Source organism: Castellaniella ginsengisoli, assembly GCF_040955415.1.
In the GTDB taxonomy this organism is placed as follows: domain Bacteria; phylum Pseudomonadota; class Gammaproteobacteria; order Burkholderiales; family Burkholderiaceae_B; genus Castellaniella; species Castellaniella ginsengisoli.
On sequence record NZ_CP158257.1, the window covers coordinates 1,093,402 to 1,112,578 of the forward strand.

Below are 19,177 nucleotides of genomic sequence, written 5' to 3' on the forward strand. Positions count from 1 at the left end.
ACATCCTCAAGGCAAGGCGGCACAAGAAGAATCCGGATGCGGTCCCCCGATCCCTGGCTCAGGAAATTCTACCTCAAGCCCATCTCATTCGATACCAATAGTATCGACAGAACAGAGAGTGACTGGGATTCCTGCACCCGGGCGAATTCTTTATTCTGGTCCCGTCACCGAATGTCCATCCGACCGATCCAGGAGAAATCATGGCCAGAATGAGAGCAGTCGACGCCGCCGCCGCGGTCTTGCAGAAAGAAGGCGTCACCACGCTGTTCGGCGTGCCCGGCGCCGCCATCAATCCCTTGTATTCCGCCCTGCGCAAGAACGGCAGCTTCAAGCACGTGCTGGCCCGCCACGTCGAGGGCGCCTCGCACATGGCCGAGGGCTACACCCGCGCCCATCCCGGCAACATCGGCGTCTGCCTGGGCACCTCCGGGCCCGCCGGCACGGACATGATCACCGGCCTGTACTCGGCCTCCGGCGACTCCATCCCCATCTTGTGCATCACCGGCCAGGCGCCGCGCGCGCAACTGCACAAGGAAAGCTTCCAGGCCGTCGACATCGAAACCATCGCCAAGCCGGTCACCAAGTGGGCCGTGATGGCGCGCGAGCCCGAGCTGGTGCCGCGCATCCTGCAGCAGGCCTTCCACATCATGCGTTCCGGCCGCCCCGGCCCGGTCCTGGTGGACCTGCCCTTCGACGTGCAGATGGCCGAGATCGAATTCGACATCGATACCTACGAACCGCTGTCCGTCTACAAACCCACCGCCACGCCGGCCCAGGCCGCCCGCGCCGTGGCCATGCTGAACGCGTCCGAGCGCCCGCTGCTGGTCGCCGGCGGCGGTATCTTCAGCGCCGACGCTGCGGATCTGCTGCAGGAATTCGCCGAACTGACCGGCGTGCCGGTCATCCCCACGCTGATGGGCTGGGGCGTGATCCCCGACGATCACCCGCTGATGGCGGGCATGGTCGGCCTGCAGACCGCGCATCGCTACGGCAACGCCAGCCTGCTGGCCTCGGACTTCGTGATGGGCATCGGCAACCGCTGGGCCAACCGCCACACGGGTTCGACCCCGGTCTATACCAAAGGCCGCACCTTCGTGCATATCGACGTCGATCCCACCCAGATCGGCAAGGTCTTCGGCCCCGACTACGGCATCGCCTCGGACGCCGGCGCGGCCCTGCGCCTGATGATCGAGGAAGCCAAGCGCCTGAAGGCCGCCGGCCAGCTTCGCGACCGCAGCGCCTGGGCGGGGGAATGCCGCGCGCGCAAGGGCGAGAAGTCCATGCAGCGCAAGACCCACTTCGACCAGTCGCCCCTCAAGCCGCAGCGCGTCTACGAGGAAATGAACAAGGCCTTCGGCCGCGATGTCCGCTACGTCACCACCATCGGCCTGTCGCAGATCGCCGCCGCGCAGATGCTGCACGTCTATGGCCCGCGCCACTGGATCAACGCCGGCCAGGCCGGCCCCCTGGGCTGGACGGTACCCGCCGCGCTGGGTGTGGTGGCCGCGGACACGGGCGACGAAATCGTGGCGCTGTCCGGCGATTACGACTTCCAGTTCATGATCGAGGAACTGGCCGTGGGCGCGCAGTTCAATCTGCCCTACATCCATATTGTGGTCAATAATGCCTACCTGGGGCTGATCCGCCAGTCGCAGCGCGGCTTCGACATGGACTACTGCGTGCAATTGGCCTTCGACAACATCAATGCGCCGGAAACCGAGGGCTACGGCGTGGACCACGTCAAGGTCGCCGAGGGCCTGGGCTGCAAGGCGATCCGCGTGAAAAAGGTCGAGGACATCCAGCCCGCGATCGCCCAGGCCCGCGCCTGGATCCAGGAATTCCGCGTGCCCGTCGTGGTCGAATTCATCCTGGAGCGCGTCACCAACATCTCCATGGGCAACGACATCGACGCGGTCAACGAGTTCGAGGAACTGGCCGAGCGCGGCGAGGACGCCCCCACCGCCATCACCCTGCTGGACTAAGGAGCTACACGACATGCCTAAATTCGCCGCCAATCTGTCGATGCTGTTCACCGAGATCGACTTTCTGGACCGCTTCCAGGCCGCCGCGAAAGCCGGCTTCAAGGGGGTCGAGTACCTGTTCCCCTACGCCTACGACAAGCAGGACCTGGCCCGGCGCCTGAAGGACAACGGCCTGGTCCAGGTGCTGCACAATCTGCCGGCCGGCGACTGGGACGCCGGCGAGCGCGGCATCGCCTGCCACCCCGACCGCGTCGAAGAATTCAAGCAGGGCGTCGCCCGCGCCATCGAATACGCCCAGGCCCTGGGCTGCCCGCAGCTCAACTGCCTGGCGGGCAAGGTGCCGGCAGGCGTGGACGCGGCTGCCGCGCACCGGACCTTCGTGGACAATCTGCGCTACGCGGCCGCCGAACTGAAGAAGGCCGGCATCCGCCTGGTGATCGAGCCCATCAACACCTTCGACATCCCGGGCTTCTTCCTGTCGCGCACCGACCAGGCGCTGGCCATCATCGCCGAAGTCGGCTCCGACAACCTGCGCGTGCAATACGACATCTACCACGCGCAGCGCATGGAAGGCGAGCTGGGCAATACGATCAGCAAGCACCTCGGCTCCATCGGCCACATCCAGCTTGCCGACAATCCCGGGCGCAACGAGCCCGGCACCGGCGAGATCAATTACCGCTGGCTGTTCCGCCACATCGACGCCGCCGGCTACGACGGCTGGATCGGCTGCGAATACAAACCGGCCGCCCGCACCGAGGACGGCCTGGGCTGGATCCAGGCGCTGGCCTGATCCGCACGACACACCCATCAACAAGGAGAACTGACATGGCCAACATCGGTTTCATCGGTCTGGGCATCATGGGCACCCCCATGGCCGCCAACCTCATCCAGGGCGGCCACACCCTGGCCACCTACACTGTCGGCAAGACGCCCCAGAGCCTGCTGGACGCGGGCGCCAAAGCGCTCGCCAACGCGACGGAAGTCGCCCAGGCGTCCGACATCATCATCATCATGGTCCCTGACACCCCCGACGTCGAAGCCGTGCTGTTCGGCGAGCACGGCGTGGCCGCCGGCCTGAGCAAGGGCAAGATCGTCATCGACATGAGTTCGATCTCGCCCGTCGCCACCAAGGAATTCGCCAAGAAGATCAACGCGCTGGGCTGCGAATATCTGGACGCGCCGGTCTCCGGCGGCGAAGTCGGCGCCAAGGCCGCCAGCCTGACCATCATGATCGGCGGCAACCAGGCCGCGTTCGACCAATGCAAGCCGATCTTCGAGCTGATGGGCAAGAACATCACGCTGGTGGGCGGCAACGGCGACGGCCAGACCACCAAGGTCGCCAACCAGATCATCGTCGCGCTGACCATCGAGGCCGTGGGCGAAGCCCTGCTGCTGGCCTCCAAGGCGGGCGCCGATCCGGCCAAGGTCCGCCAGGCGCTGATGGGCGGCTTCGCCAGCTCGCGCATCCTGGAAGTGCACGGCGAGCGCATGGTCAAGCGCACTTTCGACCCGGGCTTCCGCATCAATCTGCACCAGAAGGACCTGAACCTGGCCCTGACCACCGCCCGCCAGTTGGGGATGTCCCTGCCCAGCACGGCCCTGGCCCAGGAGCTGTTCAACGCCTGCGTGGCCCACGGCGGCGCCGGCTGGGATCACTCCGGCATGGTGCGCGCGCTGGAAATCATGGCGAACCACGAAATCGGCCAGTAAGCGCAGGCTGCGCGCCACGCCCTGCCCGGCGGACCGGCCAGCGGTCCGCCGGGCAGGGCGCACACCGTGCGGCGCCGCCCCACCGGCTTGCAAGCGGCCCGGATCCGTCCGGCACGGGCCCATCCACCGCCCCCACCTTCGGGATGGACGCATCATGAACCTCTCGCCCCGCGAACTTCTCACCCGCATGTTCCAGGCGGCCGTGCGCGCCGCCCAGCCCGAGCACTGCATCCCCGCCTTCCTGCCGCAAAGGCCCAAAGGGCGCACCCTCGTCATCGGCGCAGGCAAGGCTTCGGCCGCCATGGCCCAGGCCCTCGAACGGCATTGGGCCGGCCCGCTCGAAGGCCTGGTCGTCACCCGCTACGGCTACGCCGTGCCCTGCGAACGCATCGAGATCGTCGAAGCCGCCCATCCGGTACCCGACGAGGCGGGCGAGACGGCCGCCCGGCGGCTGTTCGAGCGCGTGTCCGGCCTGACGGCCGACGACCTGGTGATCTGCCTGATCTCGGGCGGGGGATCCTCTCTGCTGCCCGTCCCCGGCGCAGGCGTCACGCTGGCCGACAAGCAGGCCATCAGCCGCGCTCTGCTGAAATCCGGCGCGACGATATCCGAAATGAACTGCGTGCGCCGCCACCTCTCGGGCATCAAGGGCGGCCGGCTCGCGGCGGCCTGCGCGCCGGCCCGCGTCGTCAACCTGCTGATCTCCGACGTCCCGGGCGACCAGCCCGGCGACATCGCCTCGGGCCCGACCGTGCCCGATCCGACCACCTGCGCCGACGCGCTGGACATCGTGCGCCGCTACGGCATCGACCTGCCGGCCGGCGCCCGCCGCCTGCTGGAATCCGGCGAAGGCGAAACCCTCAAACCGGGCGACGCCCGGCTGGCGCGCGTCGAAACCCATCTGGTGGCCACCCCCCAGAGGGCGCTGGAGGCCGCCGCCGCCGTAGCCCGGGACGCCGGCGTCGCGCCGCTGCTGCTGGGGGACCGCATCGAGGGCGAGGCCCGCGACGTCGGCAAGGTCCTGGGCGGCATCGCCCTGCAGGTGCGCGCCCACGGCCAGCCCGTCCCCGCGCCCTGCGTGCTGCTCTCGGGCGGCGAGACCACCGTCACCGTACGCGGCCAGGGCCGGGGCGGGCGCAACGTCGAATGCCTGCTTTCCATGGCCATCACCTTGGACGGCGCCGAAGGCGTCCACGCCCTGGCCGGCGATACCGACGGCGTGGACGGCCAGGAGGAGATCGCCGGCGCCCTCATCGGCCCCGACACCCTGGCGCGCGCCTGGGCGGCCGGCATGCCGCCGCGCACCCACCTGGACGACAATAACGGCCACGGCTTCTTCGAGCGCCTGGGCGATTCCCTCATCACCGGCCCCACCCTGACCAACGTCAACGATTTCCGCGCCGTCCTGGTCCTCTGAACCCGGCGGCGCCCCCCAGGAGACACACCATGAAGACCATCCGAGTCCTGAGCCAGGAAGACGCGCGCCGCATGGCCGCCGCCGCCGAGTCCGAAGCCCGCCAGAGCGGCTGGAACGTCAGCATCGCCATCTGCGACGCAGGCGGCCACGCCCTGTGGCTGCAACGCATGGACGGCGCCCCCCTCATGAGCGCCCAGGTGGCCCCGGAGAAGGCCCGCGCCTGCATCCTCAGCGGCAAGCCCAGCAAAGTCTACGAAGACATGGTCAACCAGGGGCGCATCGCCGCCCTGTCCATGCCCGTCGTACCCCTGGAGGGCGGCGAACCCATTTATTTCGACGGCCACATCATCGGCGCGGTCGGCGTGTCCGGCGTGCAGGCCGGGCAGGACGCCCAGGTGGCCCGCGCCGGCGTGGCCGCCCTGGACGGCGCCAATCATCTCTACGCAGGAGCCTAGCCATGACCCCCGACCGCCGCGCCCGCATCCTGGCTACCCTGGGGCCCGCCAGCTCCACGCCCGAACAGATCCGCGCCCTGGCCCTGGCCGGCGCCAATGTGTTCCGCCTGAACTTCAGTCACGGTACGCACGAAGACCACGCCGAGCGTCACCGCATCATCCGCCAGGTCGAGCAGGAACTGGGCCGCCCCATCGGCATCCTGATGGACCTGCAGGGACCGAAACTGCGCGTGGGCCGGATTGCGGGAGGCAAGACCGTCCTGAAGGCCGGCCAGCCCTTTCGCCTGGATCTGGATTCCGCCGAAGGCGATGCGGCCCGCGCCAATCTGCCGCACCCGGAAATCTTCGCCGCGCTGGAAGACGGCACCGACCTGCTGCTGGACGACGGCAAGCTGCGCGTGCGCGTGGACCGCCACGGCCCGGATTTCGCCGAGACCACCGTGCTGGTGGGCGGCCCGCTGTCCGACCGCAAGGGCGTGAACGTGCCCGGCGTCATCCTGCCGATCTCCCCGCTGACGCCCAAGGACCGCGCCGATCTGGAATTCGGCCTGTCGCTGGGCGTGGACTGGGTCGCCCTGTCCTTCGTGCAGCGTCCCGAGGACATCGTCGAGGCGCGCGGCCTGATCGGCAACCGCGCCTGGATCATGGCGAAGCTGGAAAAGCCCGCCGCCATCGAACACCTGGAGGCCATCGTGGCGCAGGCCGACGGCCTCATGGTGGCGCGCGGCGACCTGGGCGTGGAACTGCCCCCGCAACGCGTGCCGGTGCTGCAGCAGCGGATCGTGCGCCGGGCGCGCGCCGCGGGCAAGCCGGTGGTCGTCGCCACGCAGATGCTGGAATCCATGATCACCGCGCCCGTCCCCACCCGCGCGGAAGCCTCCGACGTCGCCACCGCCGTCTACAGCGGGGCCGACGCCGTCATGCTGTCAGCCGAATCGGCATCCGGCCAGTACCCGGTCGAAGCGGTCACCATCATGGAACACATCATCCGCGAAGTGGAGGCCGACCCTTCCTGGCGCGCCAACCTGGACGCCACCCACAGCCCGGCCGAGGCCAACATCCCGGACGCCATCTGCTGCGCCTTGCGCCGCGTCGCCGGCCTGCTGGAACCTGCCGCGACTGTGGCCTACACGGCCTCGGGCTTCAGCGCCCTGCGCGCCAGCCGCGAACGCCCCGCCACGCCGATCCTGGCCCTCACGCCGCAACCTGAAACCGCCCGCCGCCTGGCCCTGGCCTGGGGCGTGCGTCCCGTTCATTTCCCGGAGCAACTGCGCGAATCCAGCGAAATGATCGAGCGCGCCACGGCCGCCGCGCGCCAGGCCGGGCTGGCCGAAGCGGGCGACACCCTCATCGTGATCGCCGGCCTGCCTTTCGGACACAGCGGCAGCACGAACCTGCTGCACATTGCCCAGGTGTCCTGAAAAATAAGCACTATCCGGACCGGCATATAGCCCGCCCGCTTCCCCGGAAGCGGGCGTTTTCTTTTGCACGGCAATCACTTGCATGCGCATGGCGGGTCGCCGCCGGTCATGGGCGCAACTTTAACTCTTATAGAAGACTGCCTATAATCAAAGGATCGATTTCCAGCTCATCCAAGGACCATCATGACCGATCGCATCTCCAGCCATGGACTCCAGATCGCCGCCTCCCTGCACCGCTTCATCGAACAGGAAGCCCTGCCGGGTACGGACGTACAGCCGGCCGCCTTCTGGGAAGGCCTCTCGGCGATCATTCATGATCTCGCGCCCAAGAACCGCGCACTGCTGGCCGAACGCGACCGCCTCCAGGCCGCCCTGGACGACTGGTACGCCCAGCATCCCGGCCCCATCGCCGACCCGGCCGCCTACCGCGCCTTCCTCAAGGAGATCGGCTACCTGAAAGACGCGCCCGCCCAGGTCGCCGTCACCACCGCGAACGTCGATGTCGAGATCACCGCCCAGGCCGGTCCCCAACTGGTCGTGCCGGTGATGAACGCCCGCTACGCGCTGAACGCCGCCAATGCCCGCTGGGGCAGCCTGTACGACGCTCTGTACGGCACCGACGCGATCCCCGAGACGGACGGCGCCGAGCGCACCGGGGGCTACAACCCGGTGCGCGGCGCGCGCGTCATCGCCTTCGCCCGCCGCTTCCTGGACGACAGCTTCCCCCTGGCCCAGGGCTCGCACGCCGACGCCACCGCCTATGCCGTCATCCAGGGCAATCTGCGCGTCACGCTGAAAGACGGCACGGCCACCACGCTGGCCGATGCCGGCGCCTTCCTGGGCCATCGCGGCGACGCCGCCGCCCCGCAGGCGCTGGTCTTGCGCCGCCACGGCCTGCACATCGAGATCCAGTTCGACGCCGGGCACCCCATCGGCAAGACCGACGCCGCCCACATCAAGGACGTGGTCGTCGAAGCCGCCCTCACCACCATCATGGATTGCGAGGACTCCGTCGCCGCCGTGGATGCCGACGACAAAGTCCTGGCCTATCGCAACTGGCTGGGCTTGATGAAGGGCGATCTGGCCGAGGACTTGGTCAAGGGCGGCAAGACTCTCACCCGCCGCCTGAATCCGGACCGCGAATACACCGCCCGCGACGGTTCGGCCGCGACCTTGCACGGCCGCTCGCTGATGTTCGTGCGCAACGTCGGCCACCTGATGACCAACCCGGCCATCCTGGACCGCGAGGGCCGCGAGGTGCCCGAGGGCATCCTGGACGCCGTCTGCACTTCGCTGATCGCCATCCACGATCTGAAGTCGCGCAAGAACTCCCGCACCGGCTCGATCTACATCGTCAAGCCCAAGATGCACGGCCCCGACGAAGTCGCCTTCGCCAGCGAGGTATTCGACCGCGTCGAGCAGCTCCTGGGCCTGGCGCCCCACACCATCAAGATGGGCATCATGGACGAGGAGCGCCGCACCAGCGTCAATCTCAAGGCCTGCATCGCCGCCGCCGCCGCGCGCGTGGCCTTCATCAACACCGGCTTCCTGGACCGCACCGGCGACGAGCTGCACACCTCGATGCGCGCCGGCGTCATGGTGCGCAAGGGCGACATGAAGGCCCAGCCCTGGATCCAGGCCTACGAGCTGAACAACGTGCAGACCGGCCTGGAATGCGGCCTGCGCGGCCACGCCCAGATCGGCAAGGGCATGTGGGCCATGCCCGACCTGATGGCCGCCATGCTGGAGCAGAAGATCAACCACGTGAAGGCCGGCGGCAACACCGCCTGGGTGCCTTCGCCCACCGCCGCCACCCTGCACGCCCTGCACTACCACCAGGTCGACGTGGTCGAGGTGCAGAAGTCCCTGGAAAACCACCACGAGGACTACACCGACCGCATCCTGACCGTGCCGGTCACCGCCGCGCCCACCTGGACGCCCAAGCAGATCCAGCAGGAGCTGGACAACAACTGCCAGGGCATCCTGGGCTACGTGGTGCGCTGGATCGACCAGGGCGTGGGCTGCTCCAAGGTGCCCGACATTCACGACGTGGGCCTGATGGAGGACCGCGCCACGCTGCGCATCTCCAGCCAGCACATCGCCAACTGGCTGCTACACGGCGTCGTCACCCGCGCGCAGGTCGAGGAGACCCTGCGCCGCATGGCCGCCGTGGTGGACAAGCAAAACGCCGGCGACGACGCCTACGAGCCCATGGACGGCCACTTCGACACGTCCTGCGCCTTCAAGGCCGCCAGCGACCTGATCTTCAAGGGCCTGGAGCAGCCCAACGGCTACACCGAGCCGCTGCTGCACCACTGGCGCCAGGTGAAGAAGGCCGAACTGGCCGCCAGGGCCTGATCCGCGGGCGCTTTCGCCCCGCCCTGAAAACCGCCGGACCGGTCACGGTCGCGGCGGTTTTTTTTCAATGCGGGGATCGCTTCGGACAAAAATATGGAGTTCAATGGAATTGCCGCGCGGCCGGATCGTTACCGCGGGCCAAATCAGGCAAGGAGAACTGCCATGACTCGTCTCGCTTCCTTTTCCATCCTCGGCCCGGTGCTGCTGGCCGCCTGCATCCTGGCGTCGCCCGCGGCCCGGGCCCAGGAGCCAGCCACCGCCATGAACGGAGTGCTGGTCGGCCCCAACCAGATGACGCTCTATGTCTTCGACAAGGATGCCGCAGGCTCAGGCAAGAGCGTGTGCAACGGCGGCTGCGCCGCCAACTGGCCGCCGCTGATGGCGTCCGGCGAGGCCGCCGCCACCGGCGACTGGAGCCTGGTGACCCGCGACGACGGCGGCAAGCAATGGGCCTACAAGGGCCGTCCGCTGTACTACTGGGCCAAAGACGCCAAGCCCGGCGACAAGACGGGCGATGGTCTCCTCAACAACGCCTGGCACGCCGCCCAACCCTGAATCAGCGGCGCACCTGGGCCAGCAATTCATCCAGCCAGGCCAGCAGGGTGTCGATTTCCCCGGCGGTCACGTTCAGGGCCGGCATGAAGCGCAGCAGATTGCCGCGCGGCGCATTCAGCAACAGGCCCTCCGGCGCGCGTTCGCGCGCCGCCTGGACCAGCGCCGGGCCGTCGTCGCGGTCCATGATCAATGCCCGCAGCAGGCCCAGGCCGCGTTCGCCGCGCATGCTCCATTTGTCCGACAGCGCCGTCAGGCCGGCCGACAGTTGCTGCGCCCGGGCGTTGACCTCGTCCAGGAAGCCCGGGGCCGCCAGCACGTCGAAGATCGCCGCGCCCACCGCCGTCATCAGCGGATTGCCGTTATAGGTGCCGCCCTGGTCGCCGTGCTCAAAGCAGCAGACGGGTTCGCGCGCGCACAGCGCCGCCAGCGGCACGCCGCCGCCGATGCCCTTGCCCAGCGTCATGATGTCGGGTTCGATGCCGGCGTGCTGATAGGCATACATCCGCCCCGTGCGGGCCATGCCGGTCTGGACTTCGTCCACGATCAGCAGCAGGCCATGCTCGCGGGTCAGGGCGCGCAGGCTCTGCAGGAATTCGCGCGTCGCCGGGATCACGCCGGCCTCGCCCTGGACGGGCTCCAGCATCACGGCGACCGTCCGATCGTCGATCAGCGCGCGCACCGAATCCAGGTCGTTCAGGTCGGCCTTGGGAAAACCATCGACCTGCGGCGCGAATTTCGTGTCCCAGCCCGCCTTGCCGGAAGCCGACATGGTGGCCAGGGTGCGGCCGTGGAAACTATGATCGAACGTGATGATCTTGTAGGCGCCCTTGCGATGCAACTGGCCCCATTTGCGGGCGAGCTTGATCGCGCCCTCATTGGCCTCGGCCCCGCTGTTGGCGAAGAACACGCGATCGAAGCAGGAAGACTCCACGATGCGGCGGGCAAGGTCGATGGACGGCTGGTTGTAGAAGGCGGGCGACGGATTGATCAGCAGGCGCGACTGGCGGTCCAGCGCGTCGATCATGGCCTGGGGATTATGGCCCAGGCAGTTCACGGCCCAGCCCTGGATGAAATCCAGATACCGCTTGCCGGTGTGGTCCTCCAGCCAGGAGCCCTGGCCCCGGACGAACACCAGCTCCGGACGCGAAGTGATTTCCATCAGGGCGTTCAGCCCGGCGCGATCGATCGACATGTGTGCGAATTCCTGAAAAACGTAGTCCCGGCGGCACGGCGCCGCGCAAACCGATATTCTAAGACGGACGCGGGGTTTTCCAGAGCCTGGCGCCAAACAGATTCACCGCCAGACCGACCAGCACCACGAGCCCGCCCAGCCACTGCCACAGGCCCAGCCGCTCGCCCAGGAACCAATCGGCGCAGAGCAGCCCCACCACCGGGATCAGCAGGCTGAGCGGTGCGACACGGGCGACCGGATGGCGCGCCAGCAGACGCCCCCACAGCACATAGCCGATCAAGGTCGCCACCCCGGAAAGATACGCCACCGCGCCCACGGCGCGCCAACTGAGATGCGCAAGCGTATCGACGATGCGGTCCGGCCCCTCGAAAACGAGCGACAGCAGCAGAAACGGGACGGGCGGCAGCAAGGCGCCCCATACCACCATCGGCAGCATGCGCACCGGGCCTGCGCATTTCAGCACCACATTGCCCGAGGCCCAACTGAACGCCGCCGCCAGGGTCAGCAGAAAGCCCGCCAGCGGCACCGCCGTCTCGCCCCCCGCACCCAGGTCCAGCAGCACCAGCCCGGCGGCCGCCAGGCCGATTCCCAGCATGTGATGCGGACGGACCGCCTCGCGCAGCACCAGCGCGGCGATCGCCACCGTGAAGAAGGCCTGCGCCTGCAGCACCAGGGACGCCAGACCGGCGGGCATGCCCAGATAGATGGCCAGAAACAGGAAGACGAACTGGCCCAGGCAGATGGTTGCCCCATAGCCGACGACGTAGCGCCAGTGGACGGCGGGGCGGGGAATGAAGAACACGGCCGGGAAGGCCACGAACAGGAAGCGCAGCGCGCCCAGCAGCATCGGCGGGACTTCGTCCACGCCGATCTTGATGACGACGAAATTGGCGCCCCACACCACGATGACGGTCAGGGCGGCCAGGATGTCTTTCAAGGGCATGGAGTCTCCTGCTTCGACGCGCATGTCGGAGACCGCGTCAGGGCGCGCGCAAATCCCGCGAACATTGCATGCTACGGTATTTTCGGCCGGCATGGGCAACCGGGGACGCCATGACGCCATGCGCCGGCGCTTCGCGCTTTAGAATGTCCTTCTTCCTCCCCGACATCGGCAGAGTTCCATGCGCCTGGCCATCCACAGCCTGTACAGCTACCCCGTCAAGTCCTGCGCCGGCATCGCCCACGAACGCGCCCGCATCACCGAAGCCGGCCTGGCATTCGACCGGCACTGGGTCATCGTGGACGGCCGAGGCGTTTTCATGACCCAGCGCCAGCATCCCCGCATGGTGCTGATCCGCCCCGAACCCACGGCCGACGGCCTGTGGCTGCGGGCTCCCGGCCAGGCCGACTGCTTCGCACCCACCCCTTCCGCGCACGCCGAAACCGTACCGGTCGTCATCTGGGGCACGCCCACCCTGGGCGCCGACCAGGGCGATGAAGCCGCCGCATGGCTGAGCGCCTTCATCGGCACGCCCTGCCGGTTGCTGCACCTGCACCCCCAGGCCCGCCGCCTGGCGAGCGTGCCGCACGTCAGCCGCTGGATCCAGACCCATCCCGACTGGCCGCAATCCTTCCTGCCCGTGGACCGCCATGCCTTCGCGTTTGCCGACGGTTTTCCCTTCCTGGTGACCAATCGGCATTCGCTGGAAGAGCTCAACGGCCAGTTGGCCGGCCAAGGCGCCGCGCCGGTGGACATGATCCGCTTCCGCCCCAACATCGTGCTCCAGGGCCTGGAGCCCTACGATGAAGACCACCTGGCGGGATTCCGCACGGGCCGCGCCGGCTTTGCCTTCGTCAAGGCCTGCGCCCGCTGCCCCATCCCCAATGTAGACCCGGCCACCGGCGCGACGGCGGCGGAGCCGGGCCGCACCCTGGCGCGGCACCGGCAGTTCGAGCAGGGCGTGCTGTTCGGCATGAACGCCATCGCCACACTGCCGGACGGCGAGACCTGGCTCCAGGTAGGCGACGCCATCGAACCCGAATACGATTTCTGAGCCGGCCGGGGCGCCTGCGCATTGCAGCATCCGCCCATCAGTACAGATCCAGTTGCACCGGATGCGGCCGGTCCTCGGCGCCGACGGGCTCGAGCTTGCTGACCCGCACGCCCAGCAGCCGCAAGCGCCGCTCCAGGGGCACCCGCTTCAGGCATTGCCCGGCGGCGCGGTGGATGGCCCGGGCATCCCCGACTGCCGCGTCCAGCGTCAGATCGCGGGTGACCACCTGGAAATTATCGAAACGCAGCTTGATGCCCACCGTCGAGCCGCGCACGCCCTTGCGGGCCAGGTCTCCGGCGAGGCGCTCGCACAGCTCCAGAAAAATCCGCGACAGCAGCGGCCGATCGCGGCGCACGTGCAGATCCCGCTCGAAGGTCGTCTCCCGGCTGAGCGACTTGGGCTCGGACTGCGTCACCACCGGACGCTCGTCGATGCCATGCGCCACGTCCAGCAGCCATTGGGCCGTTCCCAGCCCGAAATGCTGCTGCAGCAACGCCGGCGCGGCCTGCGCCAGCCCGCCTACGGTCTCGATACCCAGGGCCTGAAGCTTGCGTGTGGCCTTAGGGCCGATGCCGTTGACCTTGGACACCGGCAAGGGCCAGATGCGCCGCTCCAGATCGCCCGGGCCGATCAGCGTGATGCCGTCGGGCTTGTCCAGATCCGAGGCGATCTTCGACAACAGCTTGTTCGGTGAAATGCCGATCGAACAGCTCAGCCCCGTCGCATCGCGCACGGCCTGTTTCAGCAGGCGGGCCAGCGTGCCGGACTCTTGCGGCAACCCGGTCAGATCGATGTAGATCTCGTCGATGCCGCGATCCTCGATGCAGGGCGCGATGGCCGCCACGGCGGCCTTGAACAGCCGCGAATAGTGGCGGTAGGCCGGAAAATCCACCGGCAGCATCACGGCCTCGGGCGCCAGGCGCGCGGCCTTCATCATGCCCATGGCCGAATGCACGCCCAGTGCGCGAGCCTCGTAGGTCGCCGTCGTGATCACCCCCCGGCCGACATAATCCCGCAGCAGGGCGTACCCGCCTTCGGCGGGCGGCGGCCCGTGCCCGCCGATCACCACCGGCCGGCCGCGCAGGCCCGGATGACGCAGCAACTCCACGGACGCGTAGAACGCGTCCATATCCAGATGTGCGATACGGCGGGCGGGAGCGGCGGCGGACATGGCACGAACAAGCAGAGTCCCTGCTATACTAGCCGTCCTTGAAGATGTATTTCAAATGAATCTATAACCCCGCCCTCATCAAGGGCTTTCCCCGCTCGCGAGGACCCCATGGAAGCAGCAACCCTGAAACGTTCTTCCCAGAAAACAGCCACCCTGCGCCTGGTCGGCCTGCGCGGCCCATCCTGCGCCGATACCGTGGACCGGGCCCTGGCCGCCGTCCCCGGCGTCTCCGAGGTCACGGTCTCCCTGGCCGACGAAAAGGCCACCGTCACTTTCGACACCGCCCAGGTCTCCGTCCAGCGCCTGCAAGTCGCCGTCCAGGACGCCGGCTACGAAGCCCTCAAGCCCGTCCACGGCGAAGACGGCAACTGCTGCGGCGGATGCGGGGGATGATTCCAGACGGCTGGACAGCCCCTGCGGGCTGTCCACCGCTGGAATCATCCGAGCGCCTTGCAAGGCGCGAGGTGGAGAGCGATCACAACCGCGGGCTATCCCATGCCTGTCGAATCCGAGCGGCGTGCAAGCCGCGAGGTGGGAAAGGGCTTCCTCAACCGGAAACGCTCCACCGCTGGAATCATCCGAGCGCCCTGCAAGCCGCCCTCAAATCGTCCCGGTCAGTTCCGTGCCCGCACGGGGCGTGCCCCGGTACGAATAGTGCATGAACACCAGCGACACGCACACCGTGCCGTACAGCAGCATGAAGGCGCTGGAATAGATCCCGGTGATGTCCAGCAGCGCCCCGAACAGGATCGGCAGGATGAACCCGCCCAGGCCGCCGGCCAGGCCCACCACCCCGGACACGGCGCCGATGTTGTCCGAATAATCGTCGCTGATGAACTTGAACACCGACGCCTTGCCGATGGCCATCGCCACCCCGACCACGAACAGCAGGATCGTGAACACGGTGGAGTTCAAGCCGATATGCAGCGACACCGGCCCTTGCAGGGTCTGGATCGTCATTTGCGTCTGCGGGTAGGACAGCAGGAAAAAACACACCCAGCAGACCCACATCACCCACCACGTCACCACATAGGCGCCGAAACGGTCGGAAAACCAGCCGCCCAGGGCGCGCAGCACACCGCCGGGCAGTGAGAACACCATCGCCAGGAAAGCCGCCAGCGTCAGGTCGAAACCGTATTCCGACACATAGTATTTGGTGATCCACAGGGCCAGGGCCACATAGCCGCCGAACACCACCGAGTAGTACTGGCAATAGCGCCAGACGCGCGGATCCTTCAGCACGCTCAACTGCTGGCGCAGCCCCGTGCCGGACGACATCCGGTGCGACGGATCGGAATGGCTGAACAGCCAGAACAACACGGCGGTCCCCAGCATCAGGGCCGCATAGGCCCGGGGCAGCATCGTCCAGCCAAACGCGCCGATGACCAGCGGCGCTACGAACATGTTCAGGGCGGACCCGGAATTGCCCGCACCGAAGACCCCCATCGCGAAGCCCCGGCGTTCCGGCGCGAACCAGCGCGCCACGTAAGGCGTGCCGACCGAAAACGTCCCGCCGGCCAGGCCCACGAACAAGGCCAGGACCAGGAATTGCGCATAGCTGGTTGCATGCGCCATCAGGTACAGGGGCGGTACGCAGACCAGCAGCACCAGCGCGAACACCGGCCGGCCGCCGAAGCGATCGGTCAGCATGCCCAACGGCACGCGGACCAGGGAGCCGGTCAGCACCGGCGTGGCGATCAGCAGGCCGAACTGGGTTTCGTTCAGGCTGAGTTCGGTCTTCAGCGGCACGCCCAGGACCGAAAACATGGTCCAGACCGCAAAGCAGACGGTGAAGGCAAACGTGCTGGAGAACAGCACGGACAGGGCTTGGCGCGAGGCGGGCGCCGGTTGCGGCGCGGCATTCGATGACATGGCGATCTCCCTTTGCGGGGCAGGCGCCCCTGCGGAAATCATACCCACATGCCGCGTGCGGCCATATGACCTAGGTCAGCCGGCAGGCACGCGGAGCGCCCCCGGCAGCCGGGCGCTTCGCCTGCGCAGGGCGCCTCTCAGGGTAAGCACCGACTTGCCTGGATTTCGAGGATCGTTCATGGTTCTACCAAGCGCTTGCTCGGTTTTTGGCATCAGAAGTTTCCGGTCCCCACGAGGAGGAGACGCGCGGTGGCACAAGACAGTCCGATCCTGCAGGTAGAGCACCTGACGCTGTCGTTCGGCGGCATCACGGCCCTCAACGACGTCGGCTTCGAGGTCCCGCCCGGCTCCATCACGACCCTCATCGGCCCGAACGGCGCCGGCAAGACTTCGCTGTTCAACACCATTTCGGGCTTCTATCGCCCACAGCAGGGCCGCATCCGCTTCCAGGGCCGGGACATCACGCGCCTGCCGGCCCCCGAGCGCGCCAAACTGGGCCTGGCGCGCAGCTTCCAGAACATCGCCCTGTTTCGCGGCATGTCGGTGCTGGACAACATCAAGCTGGGCCGGCACTGCCACCTGCGCACCAATCTTCTCCAGAACATGTGGTACCTGGGGGCCGCCCGCCGCGAGGAAATGGCGCTGCGCGCCGATATCGAGACCCGCATCATCGATTTCCTGGAAATCGACCATATCCGTCACGCGCCCGTGGCCTCGCTGCCCTACGGGCTGCAGAAACGGGTCGAAATGGCGCGCGCCCTGGCCATGCAACCACGGCTGCTTCTGCTCGACGAGCCGGTGGCCGGCATGAACCGCGAAGAAACCGAAGACATGGCCCGCTTCATCCTGGACGTCCGGGCGGAGTGGGACGTGACCGTCCTGATGGTCGAACACGACATGGGGCTGGTGATGGATCTGTCGGATCACGTCGTGGTGCTCAATTTCGGCCATGTCATCGCCAGCGGCGACCCGGGCCAGGTCCAGGCCGACCCGCAGGTGATCCAGGCCTATCTGGGCGCGGGCGACATCACCGGCCTGCGCCGCCGCCTGCGCGCGGATGCGGCGCCCCGCCTGGCGCCGGCCGGGGAGGCCTGACATGGATGCGCTGTTCCTGTTCGAAGTCACCCTGGCCGGTCTCGGCGCCGGCGCCCTGTACGCCCTGGCGGGGCTGGCCTTCGTCATCGTCTACAAAGCCACCCGCGTCGTCAACCTGGCCATCGGCGAAATGCTGATGCTGGGCGCCTACCTGTTCTTTGCTTTCTCCGCGCAACTGCAATGGCCGATCTGGTTGGCCGCCCTCCTGGCCATTGCCGCCAGCGCCCTGATCGGCGGACTGATCGAGCGCGTCGCCATCCGGCCCATGCTGGGCGAGTCCCCCATTTCCGCCTTCATGATCACCATCGGGCTGGGCTCCGTGCTGGTGGGGCTGGTGGAACTCATCTGGACGGCCGACCAGCGCCGCCTGCCCGAATTCCTGCCGCAGGAGCCGGTCTTCATCGGCGAGGCCTTCGTCTCGTCCAAAGTGTTCTACGGCTTCCTGGCGGCCCTGGCGCTGGTGGCGGCCAGCGCCCCCCTTTTCCATCGCTGGCGCGGCGGCATCGCCCTGCGGGCGACGGCTTCGGATCAGGGCGCCGCCTACGCGATGGGCATCAACGTCCCGCGCGTCTTCTCGCTGGCCTGGATGGCCGGCGCCGCCCTGGCCGCCATCGCCGGCATCATGGTGGGCGCCATCGGCGGCCTGTCCTCGTCCATGGGCCTCTTCGGCCTGGGCGTGCTGGTCGCCGTCATCGTCGGCGGCCTGGACAGCATCCTGGGCGCCCTCCTGGCCGGCCTGCTGATCGGCGTACTGGAAGCCTGGACCGGCGCCTTCCTGGGCGGCGAATACAAGCTGCTGGTCACATTCCTGATCCTGACCGTCGTGCTGATGCTGCGCCCCTACGGCCTGTTCGGCACCCGCGACATCGAGAGGCTCTGAACCATGCGCATCGGCACCGCCCGCGAAAGCTACCGTGCAGACGAGGCCCTGTTCGACACGAACACGCAGCGCGCCTGGCTGGCCGTCCTGCTGGCCGCCCTGGCCGTCTTTCCCTTCCTGGCCAACGACTACTGGCTGTACCTGGCGTGCCTGGTCGCCATCCACACGGCCAGCGCCACCGGCCTGAACATTCTCACCGGCTACACCGGCCTGGTCAGCCTGGGTCAGGCGGCATTCATGGGGCTGGGCGCCTATACCGTCGCCATCCTCGAACGGGACCTCGGCACCCCCGCGCTCCTGAACCTCGTCCTGGCCGGCACCGTGGCCATGGCCGGCGGCGTGGTCGTCGGCATCCCCTCGTTGCGAGTCAAAGGCCTGTACCTGGCCATCGTCACCATCGCCGCCACCTTCATCACGCAATTCCTATTCTCCAACTTCGACTACACCGGCGGCCCGGGCGGCCTGACCATCCCGCCGCCCACCCTGATCGGGCAAACCCTGGACACCTCGTTCCGGATCTACTGGCTCATCGTGCCGCTCACCTGCCTGATGGTGCTGGGCGCGGCCAACCTGTTTCGCACGCGCACCGGCCGGGCCTTCATCGCCATCCGCGACCGGGACATCTCCGCCGAGGTGCTGGGCATCCCGCTGCTGCGCTACAAGCTCATGTCCTTCGGCCTGTCCTCTTTCTACGCCGGCGTGGCAGGGGGCCTGTGGGCCTATTTCTTCCGCGTCATCACGCCCGAAAGTTTTCCCCTGATCCTGTCCATCTTCTTCCTGGCCGCCATCATCGTCGGCGGCATGGGGTCCATCCTGGGCGGGATCCTGGGCGCCCTGTTCATGACGATGGTGCCGGAAATCCTGCGCATCGCCGTGACCTGGCTGCCGATCGAAGGCGACACCCTGCGCTACGTCTCGCCGGTGCGCACCATCGTCTTCGGCGGGCTGATCATCTTTTTCCTGATTTTCGAGCCGCAGGGCCTGGCCGAGATCTGGCGGCGCGTGCGCCGTTTCTTTCATCTGTGGCCCTTTCGGACCTAGCCGCACCGGTCCTTTCTTCACGACACCAGGAGGC

The 19,177-nt window shown here is 67.8% G+C and carries 17 protein-coding genes; 13 read left to right on the forward strand and 4 right to left on the reverse strand.

Annotation, left to right across the window (positions count from 1 at the left end; translation table 11 throughout):
- Positions 1-200: 200 nt before the first annotated feature.
- The 8 genes from gcl (at position 201) to ABRZ00_RS05115 (ending at position 9,898) form a co-directional block, all read left to right on the forward strand.
- Positions 201-1,982, forward strand: coding sequence for a glyoxylate carboligase (gene gcl / locus ABRZ00_RS05080; RefSeq protein WP_368642737.1), 1,782 nt, complete (start codon positions 201-203; stop codon positions 1,980-1,982).
- Between the two features lie 13 nt (positions 1,983-1,995).
- Positions 1,996-2,772 carry a hydroxypyruvate isomerase gene (hyi, locus tag ABRZ00_RS05085; RefSeq protein ID WP_368642736.1) on the forward strand — a complete coding sequence of 259 codons (777 nt, stop codon included), beginning with the start codon at positions 1,996-1,998 and terminating at the stop codon, positions 2,770-2,772.
- 35 nt (positions 2,773-2,807) lie between these two features.
- Positions 2,808-3,692 carry a 2-hydroxy-3-oxopropionate reductase gene (glxR, locus tag ABRZ00_RS05090; protein WP_368642735.1) on the forward strand — a complete coding sequence of 295 codons (885 nt, stop codon included), beginning with the start codon at positions 2,808-2,810 and terminating at the stop codon, positions 3,690-3,692.
- A 154-nt stretch (positions 3,693-3,846) separates the two neighbouring features.
- Positions 3,847-5,109: a glycerate kinase gene (locus tag ABRZ00_RS05095; protein WP_368642734.1), complete on the forward strand. Its 1,263-nt coding sequence runs from the start codon at positions 3,847-3,849 to the stop codon at positions 5,107-5,109.
- A gap of 29 nt (positions 5,110-5,138) precedes the next feature.
- Positions 5,139-5,564, forward strand: a complete 426-nt coding sequence (locus ABRZ00_RS05100) for a heme-binding protein (RefSeq protein WP_343837454.1) — start codon at positions 5,139-5,141, stop codon at positions 5,562-5,564.
- Between the two features lie 2 nt (positions 5,565-5,566).
- On the forward strand, positions 5,567-6,985 hold the full coding sequence (gene pyk / locus ABRZ00_RS05105) for a pyruvate kinase (protein WP_368642733.1): 1,419 nt from the start codon (positions 5,567-5,569) through the stop codon (positions 6,983-6,985).
- Positions 6,986-7,168: 183 nt separating this feature from the next.
- Positions 7,169-9,343, forward strand: a complete 2,175-nt coding sequence (locus tag ABRZ00_RS05110; protein ID WP_368642732.1) for a malate synthase G — start codon at positions 7,169-7,171, stop codon at positions 9,341-9,343.
- Positions 9,344-9,505: 162 nt separating this feature from the next.
- Positions 9,506-9,898 carry a hypothetical protein gene (locus ABRZ00_RS05115; RefSeq protein WP_368644543.1) on the forward strand — a complete coding sequence of 131 codons (393 nt, stop codon included), beginning with the start codon at positions 9,506-9,508 and terminating at the stop codon, positions 9,896-9,898.
- A gap of 1 nt (position 9,899) precedes the next feature.
- Here the strand turns inward: ABRZ00_RS05115 and ABRZ00_RS05120 are convergent, their stop codons facing one another.
- Both ABRZ00_RS05120 and ABRZ00_RS05125 read right to left on the reverse strand, forming a co-directional pair.
- Positions 9,900-11,090, reverse strand: coding sequence for an acetylornithine transaminase (locus ABRZ00_RS05120; protein WP_368642730.1), 1,191 nt, complete (start codon positions 11,088-11,090; stop codon positions 9,900-9,902).
- 58 nt (positions 11,091-11,148) lie between these two features.
- Positions 11,149-12,033 carry an EamA family transporter gene (locus tag ABRZ00_RS05125; protein WP_368642729.1) on the reverse strand — a complete coding sequence of 295 codons (885 nt, stop codon included), beginning with the start codon at positions 12,031-12,033 and terminating at the stop codon, positions 11,149-11,151.
- Positions 12,034-12,211: 178 nt separating this feature from the next.
- On the opposite strand from ABRZ00_RS05125, the gene ABRZ00_RS05130 reads away from it, so the two are divergent.
- Positions 12,212-13,084 (forward strand): MOSC domain-containing protein, encoded by an 873-nt coding sequence (locus ABRZ00_RS05130; protein ID WP_368642728.1) that lies wholly within the window; start codon positions 12,212-12,214, stop codon positions 13,082-13,084.
- Positions 13,085-13,121: 37 nt separating this feature from the next.
- On the opposite strand, the gene dinB is transcribed toward ABRZ00_RS05130, so the two are convergent.
- The gene (dinB, locus tag ABRZ00_RS05135) at positions 13,122-14,255 is read right to left on the reverse strand and encodes a DNA polymerase IV (RefSeq protein WP_368642727.1); all 1,134 of its coding nucleotides are present in this window, start codon (positions 14,253-14,255) and stop codon (positions 13,122-13,124) included.
- A gap of 108 nt (positions 14,256-14,363) precedes the next feature.
- Between dinB and ABRZ00_RS05140 the strand changes: the two genes are divergently transcribed.
- On the forward strand, positions 14,364-14,648 hold the full coding sequence (locus ABRZ00_RS05140) for a heavy-metal-associated domain-containing protein (protein ID WP_343837435.1): 285 nt from the start codon (positions 14,364-14,366) through the stop codon (positions 14,646-14,648).
- A 207-nt stretch (positions 14,649-14,855) separates the two neighbouring features.
- On the opposite strand, the gene ABRZ00_RS05145 is transcribed toward ABRZ00_RS05140, so the two are convergent.
- On the reverse strand, positions 14,856-16,127 hold the full coding sequence (locus ABRZ00_RS05145; RefSeq protein WP_368642726.1) for a nitrate/nitrite transporter: 1,272 nt from the start codon (positions 16,125-16,127) through the stop codon (positions 14,856-14,858).
- A gap of 249 nt (positions 16,128-16,376) precedes the next feature.
- Here ABRZ00_RS05145 and ABRZ00_RS05150 point away from each other — a divergent pair, with 249 nt between their 5' ends.
- Genes ABRZ00_RS05150 through ABRZ00_RS05160 form a run of 3 tightly spaced genes read left to right on the forward strand, consistent with a single transcriptional unit; the run spans position 16,377 to position 19,143 of the window.
- Positions 16,377-17,222, forward strand: a complete 846-nt coding sequence (locus tag ABRZ00_RS05150; protein ID WP_368642725.1) for an ABC transporter ATP-binding protein — start codon at positions 16,377-16,379, stop codon at positions 17,220-17,222.
- A gap of 1 nt (position 17,223) precedes the next feature.
- On the forward strand, positions 17,224-18,102 hold the full coding sequence (locus tag ABRZ00_RS05155; RefSeq protein WP_343837429.1) for a branched-chain amino acid ABC transporter permease: 879 nt from the start codon (positions 17,224-17,226) through the stop codon (positions 18,100-18,102).
- Between the two features lie 3 nt (positions 18,103-18,105).
- Entirely contained in the window at positions 18,106-19,143 is a 1,038-nt protein-coding gene (locus ABRZ00_RS05160; protein ID WP_368642724.1) for a branched-chain amino acid ABC transporter permease, read from the forward strand.
- Positions 19,144-19,177: the final 34 nt, after the last annotated feature.